The sequence below is a fragment of the Streptomyces sp. NPDC002537 genome, from assembly GCF_053594975.1.
Genome location: NZ_JBSFWT010000110.1, coordinates 1 through 22,298, shown reverse-complemented (window position 1 = coordinate 22,298; position 22,298 = coordinate 1). Strand labels below are relative to the sequence as shown.

Sequence of the window (22,298 nt, the reverse complement as noted above, 5' to 3'; positions counted from 1 at the left end):
GCTGGCACCGTCCTGGTTCACCGCGCTGCCGCGCACCACCGCCAGGACGGGATGCCCGTTGCGCCGGGCATCCGACAACCGCTCCACCAGCAGCACCCCCACACCCTCGGACCAGCCCGCGCCGTCCGCCGCGCCCGCGAAGGACTTGCAGCGGCCATCCGGGGCGAGCCCGCGCTGCCTGCTGAACTCGATGAACATCTCCGGTCCCGCCATCACGGTCACGCCGCCGGCCAGTGCCAACGAGCACTCGCCGTTGCGGAGCGACTGGGCGGCCAGGTGCAGCGCCACCAGTGACGACGAGCAGGCGGTGTCGACCGTGACCGCCGGGCCCTCGAAGCCGAAGGTGTAGGCGACCCGGCCGGACACCAGGCTGCCGGCCGTGCTGCCGCCCGCGTAGTCGTGGTACATCAGGCCGGCGAACACCCCGGTCCGGCTGCCCTTGAGGGTGGCGGGGTCGATTCCCGCCCGCTCGAACGCCTCCCAGGTGGTCTCCAGCAGCAACCGCTGCTGGGGGTCCGTCTCCGGCGCCTCCCGGGGGCTGAGCCCGAAGAACACCGGGTCGAAGTCCGCGGCGTCGTAGAGGAATCCGCCCTCGCGCACATAGCTGTGTCCGGAGCGGCCGGGGGTCGGGTCGTACAGCGTGTCCAGGTCCCAGCCGCGGTCGGTGGGGAACTGCCCGACCACGTCGATGCCCTCCTCCACGACCCGCCACAGGTCCTCGGGTGAGGTGACACCGCCCGGGTAGCGGCAGCCCATGCCCACGATCGCGATCGGCTCGTGCCGGTCGTCCTCGACCTCGCGCAGTCGGCGTCGGGTCTCTTGGAGGTCGGTCGTCGCACGCCGAAGGTACTCGCGCAGTTTCTGGTCGTTCGCCATCGAAGTGTGAGCCAATCTCGGGCGGTGGTTTCCGGGGCGTCGTGGAAATCGGTCTTCGGTGATCGGGGGGGCGCTGCTCAGCGGTGCGTGCCCCGTGGTCGTCCATGGGTCCATGGGGTCATGGGGTCCATGAGGTCCGCGTGGGCCGGTCCGAGGGCGCGGCTCCGCCGTGGTGCCGGGTGGAGCCCGCCGTGTTACAGCAGTCCGGTCTCTCCGTCCAGTACGGCGAACAGCTCGTCGTCGGTGGCCGACCCGTAGTCCGCATGGGCATCGGTGTGCGACGCCGTGCCGCGCCGGTCCCGCCATCTGCGCACCAGCGCCTCCAGCCGTGCCGCGACTTCGGCGTGCTCCCGGTCGTGGGCGTCGTCGCCGGTGGGCGAGGACAGCAGTGCCGACTCCAGGCGGTCGATCCGGTCGATCAACGACTGCTCGGACTGCTGGTCCGAAGCCAGTTCGGTCGCCAGGTGCGCGACCAGGGAGGCCGGCGTGGGGAAGTCGAAGACGAGGGTGGCCGACAGCCGCAGGCCGGTGGCCGCGTTCAGCAGGTTGCGCAGGTCCACGGCCGCCATCGAGTCGAAGCCGACGTCCTTGAAGGCGCGCCCGGGGTCGACGAGTTCACCGCTGCCGTGGCCGAGCACCGCGGCCGTGTTGTTCCGGACCAGGTCGAGCAGGATGAGATCGCGGTCGGATTCCGCCAGGCCTGCCAGCCGCCGCGCGAGCGCGTCGGCGCCCGCCGACGGGTCCGCCGTCGCCGACGGCACGGCGCGGCGCGGCGGGGTGCGTACCAGCGTACGCAGCAGCGCGGGCACCGTTCCGCCCCGCGCGCTCAGTGCCGCGGTCTCCAGCCCGATCGGTACGAGTACCGGGGCGTCCGCCGCCATGGCCGAGTCCAGCAGGGCCAGCGCCCGGCCGGTCGGCAGCGGACGCATTCCCATCCGCCGCAGACGCTCCAGATCGGCTTCGGCCAGCTGTCCGCCCATGCCGTGCTCCCCCCACAGGCCCCAGGCGAGCGAGAGCGCGGGCAACCCCTGTTCCCTGCGGTGACGGGCGAGGACGTCGAGGAACACGTTGGCGGCGGCGTAACTCGCCTGTCCCGCGCCGACGACGAGGCCTGCGGTCGACGAGAACAGTACGAAGGCGGCCAGTGGTTGACGCTGCGTCAGTTCGTGCAGGTGCCAGGCGGCATCCGCCTTGGGCCGCAGCACCGTGTCGACGTGCCGCGCCGTCTGGGTCTCGATCAGACCGTTCTCGGCCAGTCCGGCCGTGTGGATCACGGCGTTGAGCGGGTGACCGGCCGGAATGTCGGCGAGCAGCTTCTCCAGCGCGGCGCGGTCCGCGACGTCGCACGCCGCCACCAGCGCTTCCGCTCCCAGCCCGGCCAGTTCCCGCCGCAGCTCACGAGCGCCCGGCGCCTGCTCACCGCGCCGGCTGACCAGCAACAGCCGACGGACGCCGTGCCGGGCCACCAGGTGCCGGGCGACGGCAGCGCCGAGACCACCGGTTCCACCCGTGATCAGCACGGTGCCCTCCGGGTCCCACGGCCCGGCACCGACGGTTCCGGAGGCGGCGTCCTGCGCCTCCCTGACGAGCCACGGCGTCCACACCGCACCATCGCGGAGGGCGAGTTCGTCGCCCTCGGTTGCGACCGCGGCACGCAGCCGACGCCCGGAGGCGGGAGTGCCGTCCCAGTCGACGAGCAGCAGCCTGCCGGGGTGCTCGGCCTGTGCTGCGCGCACCAGGCCCCACAGCGGGGCGCACACCATGTCCGTCGCGGTACCGGGAGCCGCGTCGGGCCCGGCCGCGCCGCTGGTGAGGACCAGCAGTCGGGAGTCGGCGAACCTCGGTTCGGCCAGCCAGTCCTGCACGGTCGTCAGCACATGGGTGAGCACGGTACGGACCCGGGCCGGCAGATCGGCGGCGCCGTCGCTCTCGGGGGCGTGACAGGAGAGGACCACCACATCCGGCACGGCGCCGGGCGTCGCCGCGAGCGCCGTGAGGTCGGGGAACACCGGTGTATCGGTACCCAGGACCCCGGTGAGCCGAGGGTCCGCCCCGGCCCCGACGACCGCCCAGCGGGCGGCCTCCTCGGACGCATTCCGCGGATCCTCGAACGGGAACCGCTCCACCCGCTCGCTCCAGCCCGGCCGCAGCAGAGCGGCGTCGTCGGAACCGGCCACCGCCAGCCGCTCGGCATCGACGGCCCGCGCGGCCAGCGAACGTATCGCCAGCACCGGCGCCCCGGTCGAGTCCGCGACCAGCACCGACGCCTCGTCCGGGCTGTGGGACCTCACCCGCACACGCAGCGAGGCCGCACCCGTCGCGTACACCGTGACGCCGCTCCACGCGAAGGGCAGCCGCGGTCCCTCGGCGCTGTCCTGTCCGTCAGCCTCATGAAAGAGGTTGGCGTGGAGAGCGGCGTCGAGGAGGGCGGGGTGGAGGGTGTACGCGACGGCGTCGTGCTGGGACTCCGGCGGTAGGGCGACTTCGGCGTAGGTGGTGTCGTGGTGCTGCCAGGCGGCTCGGAGCCCCTGGAAGACGGGGCCGTAGTCATAGCCCTGGGCGGCGAGTTGTTCGTAGGCGTCATGCAGAGGGATGGACTGGGCTCCGGCGGGCGGCCAGTCGGTGAGGCCGTCGTCCGCGGAGCCGGTAAGCCGGGGGGCGAGGGTGCCGGTGGCATGGAGGGTCCATGGAACGTCCGTGCCGGCGGGACGCGAATGGACGGTGACGCCGCGGCAGTCCGCCGTGTCGGCCGGGCCGACCGTGACGTGCAGATCGACGGCCTGGTCGGCGGGAAGGGCCAGTGGTGTTTGGAGGGTGAGTTCTTCGAGGTGGGGGGTGTTGGTGTGATCGCCGGCGTGGAGGGCGAGTTCGAGGAGGGCGGTGCCGGGGAGGAGGGTGGTGCCCAGGATGGTGTGGTCGGCGAGCCAGGGGTGGGTGCGGGTGCTGATACGTCCGGTGAGGACGGTGGTGTCGGTGCCGGGGACGGTGATGGCCGCGCCGAGGAGGGGGTGGTGTGCGGGTGTCTGGCCCAGGGTGGTGGCGTCGCCGCTGCCGGGTCCTTCTTCGAGCCAGTAGCGGCGGCGCTGGAAGGGGTAGGTGGGGAGGTCGACGGGCCGGGCGGGGTTGTTGGTGTGGAGGGTGGTCCAGTCGACGGTGTGCCCGTGGGTCCAGAGGCGGGCGAGTGCGGTGAGGGTTTCGGTTTGTTCGGGGTGGTTGCGGCGCAGGAGGGGGATACAGAGGGCGGTGGTGTCGTCGTCCAGCACGGTGGAGGTCATCGCGGTCAGGACCGCGTCCGGGCCGACCTCCAGGAACGTGGTGACACCGTCACCGGCCAGGGTCTGCACAGCGTCGGCAAAGCGAACCGCCTGACGGACATGCTCCACCCAGTAGGCGGGTGAGGTGAGTTCGCCTGCAACGGCGGTACGTCCGGTGACGGTCGAGACGATGGGGATGTGCGGTTCGGTGAACGTCAGGCCCGAGACCACAGCACGGAAGTCGTCGAGCATGGGGGCCATGAGCGGGGAGTGGAAGGCGTGGGAGACCTTCAGCAAGGAGGTCTTGCGACCCTGGCCCCGCAGCTCCTCCACGATCGCATCCACGGTGCTCCGGGCGCCGGAGACCACGACCGCGCGCGGACCGTTGACGGCGGCGATGGCCGCGTCGGTGGCGCCGTCGAGGAGAGCGAGGACCTCGTCCTCGGTCGCCTGGACCGCTGCCATCACCCCACCCTCGGGGAGAACCTGCATCAGACGACCGCGCGCCGCGACCAACGCACAAGCGTCCTCAAGCGAGAACACACCCGCCGCACACGCCGCCGCGATCTCACCCACCGAGTGACCGGCCACCACATCCGGACGCACACCCCACGACCCGGCCAGCCGGAACAACGCGGTCTCGACTGCGAACAGAGCAGGCTGCGCATACTCCGTACGCTCCAGCAACCCCGCCTCCACCGACCCTTCCTCCGCGAACAGCACCTCCAGCAGCCCGTCGAAGTGCCCGCACACCTCATCCAGCGCCTGGGCAAACACCGGGAAAGCCTCGTACAGTTCACGGCCCATACCGACCCGCTGCGCACCCTGCCCGGTGAACAGGAACGCCAGACGTTCCCCGGCCACCGTGCCCCGCACCACACCCGCACCGGCCCCGCCGACGGCCAACGCAGTCAGCCCGGCCACCAGTTCAGTACGGTCGGAGCCGGTGATCACCGCGCGGTGCTCCAACTGCGCACGCGTCGTCGCCAGCGCATGCGCGACATCCCACACCCCGGGAACGCCCTCACCCTCCACCACGCTCAACAGCCCCGCCGCCTGCGCCCGCAGCGCGTCGGCGGAACGGGCGCTGAGGACCCATGGTGGGATCGGCCCGGTGGTATCGCGATGCTCCGGGACTTCCTCCAGCGCCGGGGCCTCTTCGAGGATCACATGCGCGTTGGTGCCACTGATCCCGAAGGACGACACCCCCGCACGACGCGGCCGATCGCTCTCCCAGGACACCGCCTCCGTCAACAACCGGACCTCACCCGCCGACCAGTCCACCTTCGACGACGGCGCATCCACATGCAACGTCCTCGGCAACACGCCATTGCGCATCGCCATGACCATCTTGATGATCCCGGCCACACCAGCCGCAGCCTGCGTATGACCCAGGTTCGACTTCACCGAACCCAGCCACAACGGCTTCCCGGACGGACGGTCCTTCCCGTACGTCGCCAGCAACGCCTGCGCCTCGATCGGATCACCCAGCGTCGTGCCCGTACCGTGCGCCTCGACGGCGTCCACGTCGGCCGGCCGCAGCCCCGCGCCGGCCAGGGCCTGGAGGATCACCCTCTGCTGCGAGGGGCCGTTCGGGGCCGTCAGGCTGCTGCTGGCGCCGTCCTGGTTCACCGCGCTGCCGCTCACCACCGCCAGTACCCGGTGGCCGTTGCGCTGCGCGTCCGACAGCCGCTCCACCACCAGTACGCCCACGCCCTCGCCCCAGCCGGTGCCGTCCGCGGCTTCGGCGAACGCCTTGCAGCGGCCGTCGGCCGCCAGGCCGCGCTGCCGGCTGAACTCGGTGAAGGTGTCGGGCGCCGACATCACCGTCACGCCACCGGCCAGGGCCAGCGAGCACTCGCCGCTGCGCAGCGCCTGCACGGCCCAGTGCAGGGCGACCAGCGACGACGAGCACGCGGTGTCCACCGTCACCGCCGGGCCCTCCAGGCCGAGGGTGTAGGCGACCCGTCCCGACACGACGCTGCCCGAATTGCCGTTGCCGACATACCCGTCGACTTCGTCCGGGACGTGGGAGAGGCGTGACGCGTAGTCGTGGTACATCACGCCGGCGAAGACGCCGGTGCGGCTGCCGCGGAGGGTGTGCGGGTCGAGGCCGGCTCGTTCGACGGCTTCCCAGGAGGCTTCGAGGAGCAGCCGCTGTTGCGGGTCCATCGCGAGGGCCTCGCGCGGTCCGATGCCGAAGAACTCGGCGTCGAAGTCGGCGGCGTCGTGCAGGAATCCGCCTTCGCGGGCGTATGTCGTGCCGGGCCGTTCGGGGTCCGGGTCGTAGAGTGCCTCGATGTCCCAGCCGCGTCCGGTGGGGAATCCGGAGATGCCGTCACGGCCGGCGTCCAGGAGTTGCCAGAGTTCCTCGGGTGAGGTGACGCCGCCCGGGTAGCGGCAGCTCATCCCGATGATGGCGACGGGCTCGTGCTCCCTGCGCTCGGCTTCGCGCAGCCGACGGCGTGACTCCCGAAGGTCGGCCGTCGCCCGCTTGAGGTAATCGAGAAGTTTCTTCTCGTCTTCCACCCAAGAACCCCCTGAACCCGGAATGCGCCCGGAACCCGGTCTGATTGGTCGCCACCCGCCGAGTCGGACTTCCCATGTTCCGTGCTCCGGCCGAGACTTGACGAGCATCCGCCGACTGCGCGTGCTTCCGCGGATGGTCCATCTGAACGCTACGGTCGGCTCCCCCGAGCAGCCACCCTTAGCTCCCCCTAGGTACCCCTACCGGGGTCCCGGAAGAGGAACCCCTAGGGTTTTCCCGGCGGCCTACGGGGCTCGGGCCGCGCGGCGGGACCGGGTAACCACGGGGCGGTGCACGGAATTTGGGCTAAGGGATCGTAGGGGTTGGTAGGGGTCTGCCCGGCCACCTCGCTGCTATAGCGTTCTCCACGTTGGAGGCTGCGAAACATTGGTAGGGAAATGCCCGCGACACAGATTGTCAAAGGAACCGCCCCTTTCGGTGGCCACGAGACCTGGTACCGCGTCACCGGGGACCTCGGCTGTGGGCGTCCGCCCGTCGTCGTCCTGCACGGCGGCCCGGGAAGCACCCACGATTACCTGCTGAGCCTGGCGTCCCTGGCGGAGGCCGGCTGGCCGGTGGTGCACTACGACCAGCTCGGGAACGGCGGCTCGACCCGGCTGCCGGACCGCGGGGCGGACTTCTGGACCGTGCGGCTCTTCCGGGACGAGCTCGACAACCTGTTGCGGCACCTCGGGGTGGCCGACAACTACCTTCTGTTCGGCCAGTCCTGGGGCGGAATGCTGGCCGCGGACCACGCCGCCGACCGGCCCGCCGGGCTGCGCGGGCTGGTCGTCGCCAACTCCCCGGCGTCGATGCCCCTGTGGCTGCGGGAGATGCGGGTGCTCCGGGCGCAGTTGCCGTCCGAGGTGCAGGAGACCCTGCTGCGGCACGAGGCGGCGGGGAGCACGGACACCGCCGAGTACTTCGCCGCCATGCGGGTCTTCTACGACAGGCATGTGTGCCGCATCGTGCCCTGGCCCCGGGACTATCTGGCCACTTTCATGGAGATCAATGACGATCCGACCGTCTATCACACCATGAACGGGCCGAACGAATTCCATGTGATCGGGACCCTGCGGGACTGGTCGGTCGAGGACCGGATTCCGCGCATCGAAGTACCCACACTGTTGATCAGTGGGCGTTACGACGAGGCCACCCCGGCCACCGTGCAGCCCTATTTCGACCTCATACCGAAGGTCCGCTGGGAAATATTCGAGGAGTCCAGCCATATGCCGCACCTCGAGGAGCCCGAGCGTTTCACCTCCGTCCTGGTCGAATTCCTGAAGGAACTCGATGAATCCAAGGAACTCAAGGAAGGAGCGCGCGGGTGACCACTGCTCATGAGGTTCGCGCCTATCCGTTCAGCGAACCGGACCGGCTCGAGCTCGACCCGATGTACGCCAAGCTGCGCACGGAGGAGCCGCTGAGCCGGGTGCAGTTCCCGCTCGGCGAGCCGGCCTGGCTGGCCACCCGCTACCACGACGTCCGTACCGTCCTGGCCGACCCCCGGTTCAGCCGGGCGGTCGCCAAGACCCGTGACCAGCCGCGCACCCACCCCGACGAACATCTGGACGACGGGCTCGTCGGCATGGACGCGCCGGATCACGCGCGGCTGCGGAAGCTGGTCGCCAAGGCGTTCACCGGGCGCCGGGTGGAGCTGATGCGCGCGGACACCCAGCGGATCGTGGACGGCCTGGCCGACAACATGGTCGAGCGGGGTGGGCCGTTCGACATGGTGGAGAACTTCGCCATCCCGGTGCCGGTCACGGTGATCTCCGAGATGCTCGGGGTGCCGGAGGCGGACCGTCCCAAGCTGCGCGGGTGGTCGGAGGCGATGGTCTCCACCACCGCGCTGCCCTGGGAGGAGATGGAGCGCAACGCCAAGGAGCTGTTCGCGTACATCGGGACGCTGGTCGCGGAGCGCCGTCGCAACCCCACCGAGGATCTGCTCGGGGCACTGGTGAAGACGCGGGACGAGGACGGCGACCGGCTGAGCGAGGAGGAGCTGGTCATGCATGTGACCGGCGGCCTGCTCATCACCGGCACCGAGACGACCGCCTCGCAGATCCCCAACTTCCTCTACGCCCTGCTCAGCCACCGCGACCAGTGGGAACTTCTCTGTGCCGACCCCGAGTTGGTGCCGCGCGCGGTCGAGGAGCTGGTGCGCTGGATCCCGCTGAACTACTCCGCGATGTTCGCCCGGTACGCCCTGGAGGACGTGCGGTTCGGCGAGGTCACGGTGAAGGCCGGCGAGCCGGTGCTCGGCGCGGTGGCCTCGGCCAACCGCGATCCGGAGATCTTCGAGGACCCCGAGCGGCTGGACGTCACCCGCGAGCACAACCCGCACATCGGTTTCGGTCACGGTCCACACCACTGTCTGGGCGCCCAACTGGCCCGGATGGAGCTCCAGACCGTGCTGACCACTCTGGTCACGCGGTTCCCGACCCTGGATTTCGCCGACGGCGAGGACGGGGTGATCTGGAAGCAGGGCATGCTGGTGCGCGGCCCGAAGCAGCTGCGGGTGACGTGGTGAGCCGGTGGTCCGTCACCGTCGACCGGGCGGTCTGCATCGGCGCCTCGGTGTGTGCCAACTACGCGCCCGGCCACTTCGAGCTGCGGGACGGGAAGTCCCACGCGCGGGCGGCCACGGCCGACCCCGACGACGCGCTGCTGGACGCCGCGGAGACCTGCCCGGTGTCCGCGGTCACGGTGCGCGACTCCGGCAGTGGCGCGCTGCTCGCGCCCGAGGAGTAGCCGCCCCCCCTCCGCCGTTCCCGGCGGTACCGGCGGACGATCCTCGCCTGCCGGTACCGCCGCCCGGTACGCCTGTTGTACGTCTGTTCGCCTCGGAAGGACCGTGCGCATGACCACCGCTTCCCGGACCGGCACTGCGATGATCTTCCCCGGTATGGGGCCGACCCCCTTCGCGGACGTCGGGAAGTTCATGGTCATCAACCCCTTCGCACGGAAGCTGGTCGCCACCGCCGACCGGGTGCTCGGGTATTCCCTGGTCGACCGCTACCGCCGGACCGAGGGCGACTACAGCGAGTACGCCCAGATCGCCTTCATGGTCAACTCGCTGGCGCTGGCCCAGTGGGCCCAGCACACGCTGGGTGTCGAGGCCGCGCTGTGCACCGGGCCGAGCTTCGGCGAGAAGCCGGCCGCCGCCTTCAGCGGCGCGCTGGACTTCGCCGACGCCGTCCGCGCCACCGCCGGGTTCGCCCGCCTGCTGGAGGACTACTTCAGCAAGGAGTTCACGGATCTCGTCACCCACTCGTTCGTCCGGATACCCGAGGCCAAGCTGCGCGAGGTGCTCGGGGAACTGGACGAGCGCGGGGAGACCTACGAGATCTCCTGCTATATCGACGACGACTTCTACATGCTCACGCTGCGCGAACACAACCTGGCGTGGCTGCCGTCCCGGCTGCGTGCGATGGGCGGCATGTCGCTGTACACCATGCGGCCGCCGATGCACTGCTCGGCGTTCGGCGGGCTGCGCGACCGGGCCGAGGAAGAGGTCTTCGGCCCGCTGGACTTCGCCGATCCGACGGTTCCGGTCATCGCCGACCAGGACGGTTCCCTGATCACCACGGGAGAAGGGGTGCGCACCATGATGCTGGACAGCTGTGTGCGCCCGCTGCGGTGGCCCGCGGTCGTCGACGCGCTGTGCGAGGCCGGTGTCGGCACCGTCTGCGTGGCGGGCCAGGACAGTCTCTTCGGCCGGGTGTCACGGACGACGAACCACTTCGAGGTGGTGCCGGCCACGCCGAGGCTGGCGCTGCGGCCACGACCGCGGCCGGCACGCGTCTGACCTCCCGCGCCCCGTTCCTCCCGCATCTCGTTCCTTCCGCTCTCCGTACTCCGACTCCCGTACTCCGACTCTCCGAAAGGCCATCACCATGTGGGACCAGAAGTTCGAGGACCTGCTGCGCGGGTTCCTGCCGTTCCTCGGCTCCGACGAGCCGCTCGCCCAGGACACCGCGCTGCGCGACCTGGGCCTGGACTCGCTCGGCATCGTCGAGCTGCTCGCCGCGCTGGAGGACACGTACGCGGTGCAGTTCCACGACGACGCGCTCAGCCCGGAGACGTTCGCGACGCCCGGTGTGCTGTGGAAGGTCCTCTCCGGACTGGTCGAGAACCAGGCCGGCTGAGCCCGGCGGGCCTGCCCTGCCGGGACCGGCCCCCTCAGTGAGCCCCCCAGTGAGCAGTGGAGGAGGAGCAGTGGACGCGACCGTGGACACGGCGCTGCACGGGCGTTTTCTGCGCGGAGTCGACCTGGCGGCGCGCAACGACGCGGTGCGGGTCGGCGCCGACTCGATCAGCTACGAGCAGGCGCACGCGCAGGCTCTCGTCTGGGCGGGCGCGCTGCGGCGCGCGGTGCGCAAACCGCCGGGCACCGTGGCGGTGCTGGCGGCCAAGGGCATCCGCGCGTACGTCGGCATCCTCGCCGCGCTGTACGCGGGTGCCACCGTCGTACCGCTGCAGCCGGGTTTCCCGGTCGCGCGCACCCGCCGGATGGTGCGGGCGGCCGGGGTGTCCGCCGTGATCGCCGACGAGGCCGGCTGGGCGCAGCTGCCGGAGCTGCTGGCTCCGGGCGCGGACGGCGAGCGGCCCTTCGATCCGGGCGGTCCGGACGCGGCGTTGCCCGTCCTCGCGCCCGGCTGCCCGGCGGGCGTGCTCCCGGGTGTCGACCGGATCGTCCCGCAGGCGGCCGGTGCGTTGGATGCTCCGCTCCCGGTGCGGTCGGCCGACGCGGCGTACGTGCTGTTCACGTCCGGGTCGACGGGCCGTCCCAAGGGTGTGCCGATCAGCCACGGCAGTGCCGCGCACTACTTCCGGCTCCAGGACGAGCGCTACGACTTCTCGCCGCAGGACGTCTTCTCGCAGACCTTCGATCTCAACTTCGACTGTGCGATGTTCGACCTGTTCTGTGCCTGGGGCTCCGGGGCGACCACGCTGTGGGCGCCGCCGGGCGCGTACCGCGAGCTTCCCGCGTTCCTCGCCGAGAACCGGATGACGGTGTGGTTCTCCACGCCCAGCGCGATCCCGCTGGTGCGCCGGCTCGGTGGGCTGGCTCCCGGCGCGCTGCCCGGCCTGCGCTGGAGTTTCTTCGCCGGCGAGGCGTTGACCTGCCGGGACGCCGCCGACTGGCAGACGGCGGCGCCGAACTCGACGCTGGAGAACCTCTACGGGCCGACCGAGCTGACGATCACGATCGCGGCGCACCGCTGGCAGCCGGAGCGTTCGGCCGGGATCGCGGTGAACGGTGTGGTGCCGATCGGCCGGGTGAACGACGGCCATGACCACCTGCTGCTCGGCGAGGACGGACGGCCTTCGGCGCGCGAGGGCGAGCTGTGCGTGACCGGGCCTCAGCTGACGGCCGGTTACCTGGACCCGGCTGATGACGCGGGCCGCTTCCTCGATCACGAGGGGCGCGTCTGGTACCGCACCGGTGACCGGGTGCGGCGGATCGGCGAGGACGGTGAACTCGCCTATCTGGGACGGCTGGACTCGCAGGTGCAGATCGCCGGCTGGCGGGTGGAGCTGCCCGAGATCGACCACGCGCTGCGCGGCTGCGAAGGGGTCACCGAGGCCGTCACGGTCGATGTGGCCACCGCGTCGGGCACCGAACTGGCGGTCTTCTACACCGGTTCCGCCGTGCCCCTTTCGGTGTTCGCCCGGCAGCTGCGGACGGTGCTGCCCCAGGGCATGACACCCCGGCACTTCTGGCGGCTGGACGAGTTCCCGCTCAACTCCAACCGGAAGACCGACCGCGGTGTGCTGCGGGCCCGCGCCGAGGAACGGCTGCGCCGCACCACCGGCACCACCAGTAGGCCCGGCACCGGCGGCACCAGCACGTCGACAACCTGACAGGAGAAGAGCGTTGGACAGCACTTCCGGCTCGGACGGCACTTTCGGCTCGGACGGCACTTACGGCTCGGACGGCACTTACGGCGTGGCGCACGGGGTTCCCCTGCGTGGCCACCGTCACGACAGCCTGGTTCACACCCTGCTGGACGAGGCCGTGTCGGCCACGCCCTCGGCCGCGGCGGTCGGTGACGCCGAGGGGCAGTGGAGCTATGCCCGTCTCGACGCGTACAGCCGTGCCTTCACCGACTGGCTGGAGGCCCAGGGCGCCGGACCGGGCGACCGCCTGGTCGCCCAGCTGCCCACCAACCGGGAACTGGTCGCCCTGTTCTACGGCGCGTCCCGGCGCGGCGTCGTCTTCGTGCCGCTCAACCCCGACATGAAGGCGTACCACCTGCGCTCGGTCCTGGAGAACGCCGAGCCCGCCCTGGTCGTCTGCGCCGAGGGGCAGGGCGCGACGTTCGGCGCGGTCACCGGGGCCCCCGTCCACGAGTTCGGCGGCGTGTGGAGCGAGATCGAGAAGATCGCCGACCGGGGGCCGCGCCCGGAGACGGCCGTCGATGTCGCACCGGACCGGCCCGCCGCCCTCGTCTACACCTCGGGCAGCACCGCCGCCCCGAAGGCGGTGGTCTGCCCGCACGCGCAGATGGTCTTCGCCACCCGTTCCATGGTGCAGGTGCTCGACTACCGCCCCGACGACGTGGTGTTCTGCCGCTTCCCGATGTCCTGGGACTACGGCCTGTACAAGGTTCTGATGTGTGCCGCCGGACGCAGCTCGATCGTGCTGGCCGACGGTGAGTCGGACCTGCGGCTGCTGACCGCCGTCCGGGAGAGCGGGGCGACCGTGGTGCCGATCGTGCCGTCGCTGGCCGCCATGATCGCCACGCTGGCGCGCCGGACGGAGAACCCCGCGCCGCGGGTGCGGATGTTCACCAACACCGGTGCGGCGCTGCCGCAGCCGGTGATCGATACCCTGCGCGACGCCTTTCCCGGTGTCCGTGTGGTGCGCCAGTTCGGCCAGACCGAGTGCAAGCGCGTCTCCATCATGCCGCCGGAGCAGGACCGCGAGCGGCCCGACTCGGTGGGGCTGCCGCTGCCCGGCACCCGGGTCCTGGTGCTGGACGAGGACGGCGGGCCCGTACCCGTCGGGGAGATCGGCGAGATCGTCGCCGTGGGCCCGCATGTGATGCCCGGCTACTGGCGCAATCCGGAGGTGAGCGCGCGTGCCTTCCGCCGGCACGCTCCCACTGGTGAACTCCGGCTGCACACCGGGGACTACGGCTCGCTGGACGAGGACGGGTATCTGTACTTCCAGGGGCGCCAGGACGACCTGTTCAAGCGCAAGGGCATCCGGATGAGCACCCTGGAGATCGAGGCCGCCGCCATGGACATCCCGGGCGTGCGCGCGGCGGCGGTGCTGCCCCCGTCGGACCGGCACGACCTGGCGCTGTTCGTGGAGTCCGATCTCGCCCCGCACGCGATCCTGCGCGAGCTGGCGGGCCGGCTGGAGCACCAGAAGGTGCCCGCGGTCTGCCGGGTGCTCGGCGACTTCCCCCTCACCCTGCACGGCAAGAACGAGAAGAGGCGGCTCGCGGAGCTGCTCGACGGGAGTGACCAGTGAGCCGGTACACCGAGCTGGCCGAGCGGTACGGCACCCCGCTGTACGTGTACGACCTGGACCGGGTCACCGCCGCGCGGCAGGATCTGTTCGACGCGCTGCCGGAGCGGTTCAGTCTGTTCAGCGCGGTCAAGGCCAACCCGCACCCCGAGGTGCTCCGGGCGCTGGGAACCGGCGACGGACGGGTCTGCCGGGCCGAGATCAGCTCGACGGGCGAGCTGGCCGCCGCGCTGGAGGCCGGGTTCGACCCGGCGCAGTGTCTGTACACCGGTCCGGGCAAGACCGACGGCGAACTGGCCGCGGCCCTCGCCGCCGGGGTCCGGCTGTTCTCCGTGGAGTCCCTCACCGACCTGGAGCACGTGGGGGCCGCGGCCGAGGCGCAGGGCGTGGTGGCCGACTGTCTGCTGCGTGTCAACAGTGCCTCGGCCAGCGCCACCACCAGCATCCGGATGACCGGCACGCCCTCGCAGTTCGGCATCGACGCCGAGACGCTGGGCGAGGTGCTGCCCCGGCTGCGCGCCGTACCCGGCACCGACGTCGTGGGGGCGCACTTCTTCCCGCTGAGCAACGCCAGGGACGAGGACAGTCTGGTCGGGGAGTTCCGGCACACGCTGTCGGTCGCCGCCGGGCTGGAGCGCGAGCACGGGCTGCCCCTGCGGTTCCTGGACATCGGCGGCGGTTTCGCCGCCCCCTACGCGGTGCCCGGGGAGCGCCCGGTGTACGGGAAGCTGCGCGAGCGGCTGGAGGACACCCTGGACGAGCTGTTCCCCGACTGGCGCCGGGGCACCCCGCACTTCGCCTGCGAGTCCGGCCGCTATCTGGTGGGCGACAGCGGTTTCCTGCTGACCCGGGTGGTCAACATCAAGGAGAGCCGCGGCCGTACGTTCGTCATCCTGGACGCCGGTATCAACACGTTCGGCGGGATGTCGGGTCTGGGCCGGCTGCTGCCGGTGGCCGTCCAGCCGGAAGACGCGGAGCAGGCCGCGGCGATCGAGGACGGCACGGGGCTGAGCGCCAGCCTGGTCGGCCCGCTGTGCACGCCGGGCGACGTCCTCGGCCGCCGGGTCGAGCTGCCCCGGCTGGAGGTCGGCGACCTCGTCACCGTCCCCAACGCCGGTGCGTACGGCCCGACCGCGAGCCTGCTGATGTTCCTGGGCCGGCCCGCGCCCGCCGAGGTGCTGCTGCGCGGCGGCGAGGTCGTGTCCGCGTCCCGGCTGGAGCACCGCCGTGCCCCGCTGGCGCCGACGGCGGGCCGGGACGGGGCGGTACCGGTCGCCGGAGGGCGGGCATGACCCCGCCCTCACGCGAACAGGCCGGACCGGTGGCACCGTCGGCGGCTGTTCCCGTCCCGTCCGCCGACCACGCCCCGGCCGGGCACCGGCAGACGGTTCTGGTCAGCGGTCTGGCATCCGACTCGCACACCTGGAACCTGGTGTTCCTCCAATTGCTGATCGAGGAGCACGGCTACGACGTGGTGAACCTGGGCCCGTGCGTCCCGGACGAACTGCTCGTACGGGAGTGCCTGGAGCGCGCGCCGGCCCTGCTCGTGGTGAGCAGCGTCAACGGGCACGGGCGCCAGGACGGCGTCCGGGTCATCAGGAAGCTGCGCGCCGAGCCGGCGTTGGCGGAGCTGCCCGCGGTCATCGGGGGGAAGCTCGGGATCACCGGCGGCGAGGGCACCGGCCACGTGGCGGAGCTGGTCGAGGCGGGCTTCGACAGCGTCTTCGAGGACGGTGTGCAGGAGATCGCCGCCTTCCGGCGCTTCATCGGCGGCATACCGCAACGGGCGCTGTCGTGACCGACCGCCCCGCCCCGGCGCCGGACGACGGCCGGATCCGGCGGGACACCCGCCGGGCCGGTGACCCGCTGGGTGCCGTCGCCGCCCCCGCACCGGGCGCCGGGCCCGCGCGGACGACCACCGGACCGGGCGCCCCGGTCGGCGACTTCGGCGCGTTCGTACGCCGCTCGCACCGGGCCGGGCGGCTGGTGGTGCAGCCCCGGATGGGGTTCGGCGATCCCGCCGCCATGCGTGCGGGACTGCACGCCACCCGGCATGCCGACGCCACCACCGTCGGCACCCTCACCCTGGACAGCTACACCCGGGTCGGGGACCTCGCCGCGATCGAGACCGCCCTGCGCGACGGGAGCGGCCTCAACGGCTTCCCCATCGTCAGCCATGACGTCGAGACCACCCGCGCGGTCCTGCGCGAACTGCACGGCGACGACTTCCCGGTGCAGGTCCGGCACGGTTCCGCGGCTCCGTTCGACATCTTCGTCGCGCTGATGCGGGCCGGGCTCAGCGCCACCGAGGGCGGGCCGGTGTCCTACTGCCTGCCGTACGGCCGCACCCCGCTCGACGAGTCGATACGCAACTGGGAGCGCGGCAGCGCACTGTTCGCGCAGCTACGGGAGTTGGGCGCCAGCCCCCACATGGAGACCTTCGGCGGCTGCATGCTGGGGCAGCTGTGCCCGCCGGGCATTCTGGTCGCGGTGAGCGTTCTGGAGGCGGTGTTCTTCCACCGGCTCGGCATCCGCGACCTGTCCGTCAGCTACGCCCAGCAGACCAACGGCGAGCAGGACCGCGAGGCGGTGGCAGCGCTGCGCAGGCTGTGCGCGGAGCTGCTTCCGGAGGCCGAGTGGCACGTCGTGATCTACGCCTACATGGGCGTGTATCCGTTCACTCCCGAGGGCTGCTACCGGCTGCTCGGGGAGGCCGCCGAACTCGCGGTCGCCACCGGCTCGGAACGGCTGATCGTCAAGACCGTCGCCGAGTCGCGGCGCATCCCCACCGTCGCGGAGAACGTCGCCGCGCTGGAGCACGCCGCCCGGGTGGCACAGGCGGCGCCGGGGCCCTCGGCGGACGACCCGGCGGCCCGGGACTCCCAGACGTACGCCGAGGCGCGCACGCTCGTGGACGCGGTGCTGAACAGCCATCCGGACCCGGGGCGCGCGCTGCTGCTCGCCTTCAAGCGCGGCTATCTGGACATCCCGTACTGCGTGCACCCGGACAACGCCGGCCGCAGCCGCAGCTATATCGACAACGACGGCTGGCTGCGCTGGGCCGACACGGGCTCGCTGCCCATCGCGGGCCTGGTGGGCAACCGCCGGTCCCGCCCCGTCACCTCGTCGGACCTGCTCGAAGCCCTGTCGTATGTGCAGCGCAGCCACGACGAGCCGTCCCTGTGGACCGAACCCCGGCCCGCCCCCGCGAAACCCGTCGGCCCGTCCGAGGGAGGCAGGCCGTCGCCATGACCGATCACCCCGGCCGCCCGACCGGCCACCCACCGCCGAGCTTGCGGCCACGCGCCGCCGACTGACCGGCACCACACCGCCGGACACCGCCGTTCGTCGGCCTGCCGGATGTCCGAACACCCCGCTTGCCTGGTTCTTCGCCCGCGGAATCTTTTTGGAGTGCACCGAATGACAGAGTCCGAGAACGTTCCTTCCCCGTCCGGTGCCGTATCGGCCGGGACAGCGGGCGAGCCCGGGGGCACGCCGGAGACCGGGCCGCAGGCGCGGCGGTCCCTCCTGGTGGAGCGGCTCACCGGACTGACCGCGGCCGAGCAGGAACGCGCCGTGCTGGAGATCGTGCACGAGCAGACCGTGGCCGCGCTGCGCCGCGCCCGCCCGGACACGAAGGACGCGGTGGACACCGCCCGGCCCTTCCTGGAGCTGGGTTTCGACTCGCTGTCCGCCGTGGACCTGCACACCCGGCTGACCGCTGCCACCGGCCTGGAACTGCCCGTCACGGCGGTCTACGACCACCCCACACCGGTGGAGCTGAGCCGCTTCGTACGCATCCGGGCCCTCGGTCTGGCACCCGAGCCGATCGCCGTGGCCGTCCGGGAGACATCGGGGGACGACGACGATCCGGTCGCCATCATCGGTATCGGCTGCCACTACCCCGGCGGTGTCGACTCCCCCGAGGAGTTCTGGGCGTTGATGGCCGAAGGCCGCGAGGTGCTCTCGGACTTCCCCACCGACCGCGGCTGGGACGTCCCCGGAATGTTCGACCCGGACCCCGACCAGCCCGGCAAGTCGTACGTCGACCAGGGCGGCTTCCTGGAGAAGGCCGCCGATTTCGATGCGGACTTCTTCAAGATCAGCCCGCGTGAGGCGCTGGCGATGGACCCGCAGCAGCGGCTGATCCTGGAGACCTCCTGGGAGGCGCTGGAGCGGGCCGGTATCGACCCGGCCTCGCTCCGGGGCAGTCGGACCGGCGTCTTCTTCGGTGCCGAGGTGCACGAGTACGGCACCCGTGTCCACCAGGCACCGCTGGGCCTCGACGGCTATCTGATGACCGGCAACGCACCGAGCGTCGCCTCCGGCCGTGTCTCCTACACCCTGGGTCTGGAGGGCCCGGCGGTGACGGTGGACACGGCGTGCTCCGGCTCGCTGGTCTCCCTGCACCTGGCGGCCCAGTCGCTGCGCAACGGCGAGTGCTCACTGGCCCTGGTCGGCGGTGTCGCCGTGATGGGCAGCCCCGGCATGTTCACCGCGTTCAGCCGGCAGCGCGGTCTGGCGGCCGACGGCCGGTGCAAGGCGTTCGCCGAGGCCGCGGACGGCACCGGATTCTCCGAGGGTGTCGGCGTGTTCGTGGTGGAGCGGCTGTCGGACGCCCGGCGCAACGGCCACCGGGTGCTGGCGGTGGTGAGCGGCAGCGCGGTGAACCAGGACGGTGCGAGCAACGGCCTCACCGCCCCCAACGGCCCTTCGCAGCAGCGTCTGATTCTCCAGGCCCTGGCCAACGCGGGACTGCGGCCGGCCGACGTGGACGCCGTCGACGCGCACGGCACGGGCACGAAGCTCGGCGACCCCATCGAGGCGCAGGCGATCCTGGCGACCTACGGGCAGGAGCGGCCGGCCGGCCGCCCGCTGTGGCTGGGCTCGGCGAAGTCCAACCTCGGGCACACCCAGGCCGCCGGCGGCGCCGCCAGCGTGATCAAGATGGTGCTGGCCATGCGGCACGGCGTACTGCCCCGGACCCTGCACGTGGACGCGCCGTCCTCGCACGTCGACTGGTCGGCCGGCGACGTGGAACTGCTCACCGAGGCGATGCCGTGGGAGGCCCCGGACGGTCGGCCGCGGCGCGCCGGCATCTCCGCGTTCGGGATCAGCGGCACGAACGCGCATGTGATCATCGAGGAGGCGCCCGCGGCCGGACCCGCCGAGGACGAGGCGGAAGCCGTGGCAGGTCCCACCGCCACGGGACCGGGCCTGCCGCTGGTCCTCAGCGCCCGTTCCCCGGAGGCGCTGAGCGCACAGGCGGCCGGAGTGCTCGACCTGTTGACACGCGACGACGCTCCGGACCCGGCGGACGTGGGGCTCGCACTGGCCACGACCCGCGCGGAGCTGGAACATCGCGCCGTGGTCGCGGGGAACGGGACCGACGAACTGATCGCCGCTCTGCGGGCCCTGTCCGTCGACGGCGACGACACGGCAGGTGTCGTGCGGGACATGGCGGCCGGGGGCCGCCTGGCATTCCTGTTCACCGGGCAGGGCGCGCAGCGCGTCGGCATGGGCCGCGAACTGTACGACGTCTTTCCGGTGTTCGCCCAGGCCCTGGAGGAGGTGTGCGGGTACCTCGACCTGCAACTCGAACGGCCTTTGCTGGAGGTGCTGTTCGCGGAGGAAGGTTCGGCCGAGGCGGGGCTGCTGGAGCGTACGGAGTACGCGCAGCCCGCTCTGTTCGCAGTCGAGACGGCGCTGTTCCGGCTGGCCGGGTCGTGGGGTGTGCGTCCGGATGTGGTGGCCGGTCACTCGGTGGGTGAGATCGCGGCGGCGTGTGCGGCGGGTGTGTTCTCGCTTGAGGACGCCTGTGCGCTGGTCGCGGCGCGCGGCCGTCTGATGCAGGCTCTCCCCGAGGGTGGGGTGATGGCAGCGGTCCAGGCGACCGAGGACGAGGTCCTCGCTCTTCTTGATGGTGCCGCCGATGCGGCCATCGCCGCTGTCAATGGTCCGCGTGCGGTTGTGGTCTCCGGGGCCCGGAACACTGTCGACGCGATCGTGGAGGAGCTGCGGGGCCGGGGTCGGAAGACCTCCCCGCTGAAGGTCTCCCACGCCTTCCACTCGCCTCTCATGGACCCCATGCTCGAAGATTTCCGGCAGCTCGCCGAGATCCTCGACTACGCCGAGCCGGGTATTCCGGTGGTCTCGACCGTCACCGGACGTACCGCCGGTGTGGGTGAACTCACCTCGCCCGCCTACTGGGTGGAGCATGTCCGTCAGGCGGTCCGTTTCGCCGACGCCGTCCACACCTTGGTCGACGACGGTGTCACCACGTTCCTGGAGATCGGCCCGGACGCCGTCCTGACCGCGATGACCTCCACAATGCTGGACGACGACACCACCACCCTGTGCGTCCCCCTCCTGCGCCGCAACCACCCCGAACAGCCCGAAACCCTCACGGCGTTGGCGCGCCTGTGGGCCCATGGACATGCCGTCGACTGGACCGCCCTGCACGCCGGCGGCTCCGCCCGGCCCGTCGATCTCCCCACCTACCCCTTCCAGCGCCGCCGCTACTGGCTCGAAGAAGGACCCGGCGCCAGCGATGCCACCACCCTGGGCCAGACACCCGCACACCACCCCCTCCTCGGCGCGGCCATCACCGTCCCCGGCACCGACACCACCGTCCTCACCGGACGCATCAGCACCCGCACCCACCCCTGGCTCGCCGACCACACCATCCTGGGCACCACCCTCCTCCCCGGCACCGCCCTCCTCGAACTCGCCCTCCACGCCGGCGACCACACCAACACCCCCCACCTCGAAGAACTCACCCTCCAAACACCGCTGGCCCTTCACCCGGACGTCCACACCGACCTCCGGGTCGAGGTGAACACCCCGGACACCACGGGAAGCCGCGCGCTCACCATCCACAGCCGCCCCCATGGCGCCCCGGACACCACGCCGTGGATCCTCCACGCCACCGCGATCCTCACGTCCCAGCCCACCACCCCACACGGCACGGACACGGATCTCGCCGCCTGGCCGCCCCCCGGCGCCCGGCCGATCCCCCTGCACGACACCTACGAACAGCTCGCCGCCCAGGGCTATCACTACGGTCCCGCGTTCCGGGGGCTTCAGGCCGCCTGGCAGCACCACGACACCACCTACGCCGAAGTCGCCCTACCGCAGGACATCCACCACGACGCCGCGGCCCACATCCTCCATCCCGCCCTCCTCGACGCCGCTCTCCACGCCACCGACCTCGCCCGGGACGACGAGCCGGAGGGGGCACCGCAGACACTCCTCCCCTTCGCGTGGAACGGCGTCACGGTGCACGCGACGGGAGCGACCTCGCTCCGGGTGGCCATCACCGCCACGGCCAACGGCGGCGTGCGGCTACGACTCGCCGACCCGGCGGGCCGACCGGTCGCCGTGGTGGAGGAACTGGCCATGCGCCCGGTGTCGGCCGACCAGGTGGCGGCCGCGCGCGACGGCGCCGACACCTCCCTCTACCTCGTGGAGTGGACCGCACTGCCTGCCGGACCTGCTCGGTCCGCCGTCGGCACGGACCCGGAGACGGCCGGTACCCGTACGTGGGCGGCGCTCGGCCCGCAGGCCGCGCAGTGGGAGTGGACCGGAGCCCCGGCGTTCGCCACGCCGACGGAACTGACCGGTGACGTGCCCGACGTGGTCGTACTCACCTGCCCCGAGGGCCGGGACGGCGACGACATTCCACAGCGGCTGCGCGAAGCCACCGGCTTCGCCCTCCAGGCCCTTCAGGAGTGGCTGGCCGAGGAGCGGTTCGCCTCGTCCCAGTTGGTCGTGGTGACGCGCGGGGCGGTCGGCCCTCGTGACGAGCAGGCCGGGCCGGCGGACCTCGCGGGTGCGGCGGTCTGGGGCCTGGTGCGGTCCGCGCAGGCCGAGCACCCGGACCGCTTCACCCTGCTGGACTGGGACGGCACGCAGATTCCACTCCCCCGCCTGGCCGCCGTCCTGTCGAGCGGTGAGCCCGAACTGGCCCTGCGCAACGGCGACATCTACACCCCCCGACTCACCCGAGCCACCACCACACCCACCACAAGCCCCCAACTCACCGGTTTCGAGGGCTGGGGCCCCGACGACACCCTCCTCATCACCGGCGGCACCGGCGGACTCGCCACCCTCCTCGCCGAACACCTCATCACCCACCACCACATCCACAACATCA

The 22,298-nt window shown here is 71.8% G+C and carries 13 protein-coding genes; 11 read left to right on the top strand and 2 right to left on the bottom strand.

Going from position 1 to position 22,298, the window contains the following annotated elements; genetic code table 11:
* A partial coding sequence (locus tag ACWD4A_RS31820) for a beta-ketoacyl synthase N-terminal-like domain-containing protein (RefSeq protein ID WP_451199387.1) occupies positions 1-990 on the bottom strand: 990 nt, incomplete at its 3' end.
* 80 nt (positions 991-1,070) lie between these two features.
* A complete protein-coding gene (locus ACWD4A_RS31815) occupies positions 1,071-6,659 on the bottom strand; it encodes an SDR family NAD(P)-dependent oxidoreductase (protein WP_451199385.1) in 5,589 nt (1,862 codons plus the stop codon).
* Positions 6,660-7,055: 396 nt separating this feature from the next.
* On the opposite strand from ACWD4A_RS31815, the gene ACWD4A_RS31810 reads away from it, so the two are divergent.
* The 11 genes from ACWD4A_RS31810 to ACWD4A_RS31760 form a co-directional block, all read left to right on the top strand.
* Positions 7,056-7,988 (top strand): proline iminopeptidase-family hydrolase, encoded by a 933-nt coding sequence (locus ACWD4A_RS31810; RefSeq protein ID WP_451199383.1) that lies wholly within the window; start codon positions 7,056-7,058, stop codon positions 7,986-7,988.
* Complete coding sequence (locus ACWD4A_RS31805; RefSeq protein ID WP_451199381.1) at positions 7,985-9,190, top strand: cytochrome P450; 1,206 nt, start codon at positions 7,985-7,987, stop codon at positions 9,188-9,190. The genes ACWD4A_RS31810 and ACWD4A_RS31805 overlap by 4 nt, the downstream gene beginning before the upstream one ends.
* Positions 9,187-9,411, top strand: coding sequence for a ferredoxin (locus ACWD4A_RS31800; protein WP_451199380.1), 225 nt, complete (start codon positions 9,187-9,189; stop codon positions 9,409-9,411). Before ACWD4A_RS31805 ends, ACWD4A_RS31800 begins: the two co-directional genes overlap by 4 nt.
* 109 nt (positions 9,412-9,520) lie before the next feature.
* The gene (locus tag ACWD4A_RS31795; RefSeq protein WP_451199377.1) at positions 9,521-10,468 is read left to right on the top strand and encodes an ACP S-malonyltransferase; all 948 of its coding nucleotides are present in this window, start codon (positions 9,521-9,523) and stop codon (positions 10,466-10,468) included.
* An 88-nt stretch (positions 10,469-10,556) separates the two neighbouring features.
* Entirely contained in the window at positions 10,557-10,808 is a 252-nt protein-coding gene (locus tag ACWD4A_RS31790) for an acyl carrier protein (RefSeq protein WP_451199375.1), read from the top strand.
* Between the two features lie 70 nt (positions 10,809-10,878).
* On the top strand, positions 10,879-12,528 hold the full coding sequence (locus ACWD4A_RS31785; RefSeq protein ID WP_451199372.1) for an AMP-binding protein: 1,650 nt from the start codon (positions 10,879-10,881) through the stop codon (positions 12,526-12,528).
* Between the two features lie 85 nt (positions 12,529-12,613).
* Entirely contained in the window at positions 12,614-14,146 is a 1,533-nt protein-coding gene (locus ACWD4A_RS31780) for an AMP-binding protein (protein WP_451199391.1), read from the top strand.
* Entirely contained in the window at positions 14,143-15,435 is a 1,293-nt protein-coding gene (locus tag ACWD4A_RS31775) for a type III PLP-dependent enzyme (RefSeq protein WP_451199370.1), read from the top strand. The genes ACWD4A_RS31780 and ACWD4A_RS31775 overlap by 4 nt, the downstream gene beginning before the upstream one ends.
* Positions 15,432-15,941 carry a cobalamin B12-binding domain-containing protein gene (locus ACWD4A_RS31770; RefSeq protein WP_451199368.1) on the top strand — a complete coding sequence of 170 codons (510 nt, stop codon included), beginning with the start codon at positions 15,432-15,434 and terminating at the stop codon, positions 15,939-15,941. Before ACWD4A_RS31775 ends, ACWD4A_RS31770 begins: the two co-directional genes overlap by 4 nt.
* Before the next feature lie 68 nt (positions 15,942-16,009).
* Positions 16,010-17,395, top strand: coding sequence for a methylaspartate mutase (locus tag ACWD4A_RS31765; RefSeq protein WP_451199389.1), 1,386 nt, complete (start codon positions 16,010-16,012; stop codon positions 17,393-17,395).
* A gap of 168 nt (positions 17,396-17,563) precedes the next feature.
* On the top strand, positions 17,564-22,298 hold a 4,735-nt coding region (locus tag ACWD4A_RS31760), incomplete at its 3' end, for a type I polyketide synthase (RefSeq protein ID WP_451199365.1).

Excerpts from the sequence above, each read along its gene's own strand:
- ACWD4A_RS31810 (WP_451199383.1), top strand. The coding sequence starts at position 7,056 with ATGCCCGCGACACAGATTGTCAAAGGAACCGCCCCTTTCGGTGGCCAC.
- ACWD4A_RS31770 (WP_451199368.1), top strand. The coding sequence starts at position 15,432 with ATGACCCCGCCCTCACGCGAACAGGCCGGACCGGTGGCACCGTCGGCG.
- ACWD4A_RS31790 (WP_451199375.1), top strand. The coding sequence starts at position 10,557 with ATGTGGGACCAGAAGTTCGAGGACCTGCTGCGCGGGTTCCTGCCGTTC.
- ACWD4A_RS31795 (WP_451199377.1), top strand. The coding sequence starts at position 9,521 with ATGACCACCGCTTCCCGGACCGGCACTGCGATGATCTTCCCCGGTATG.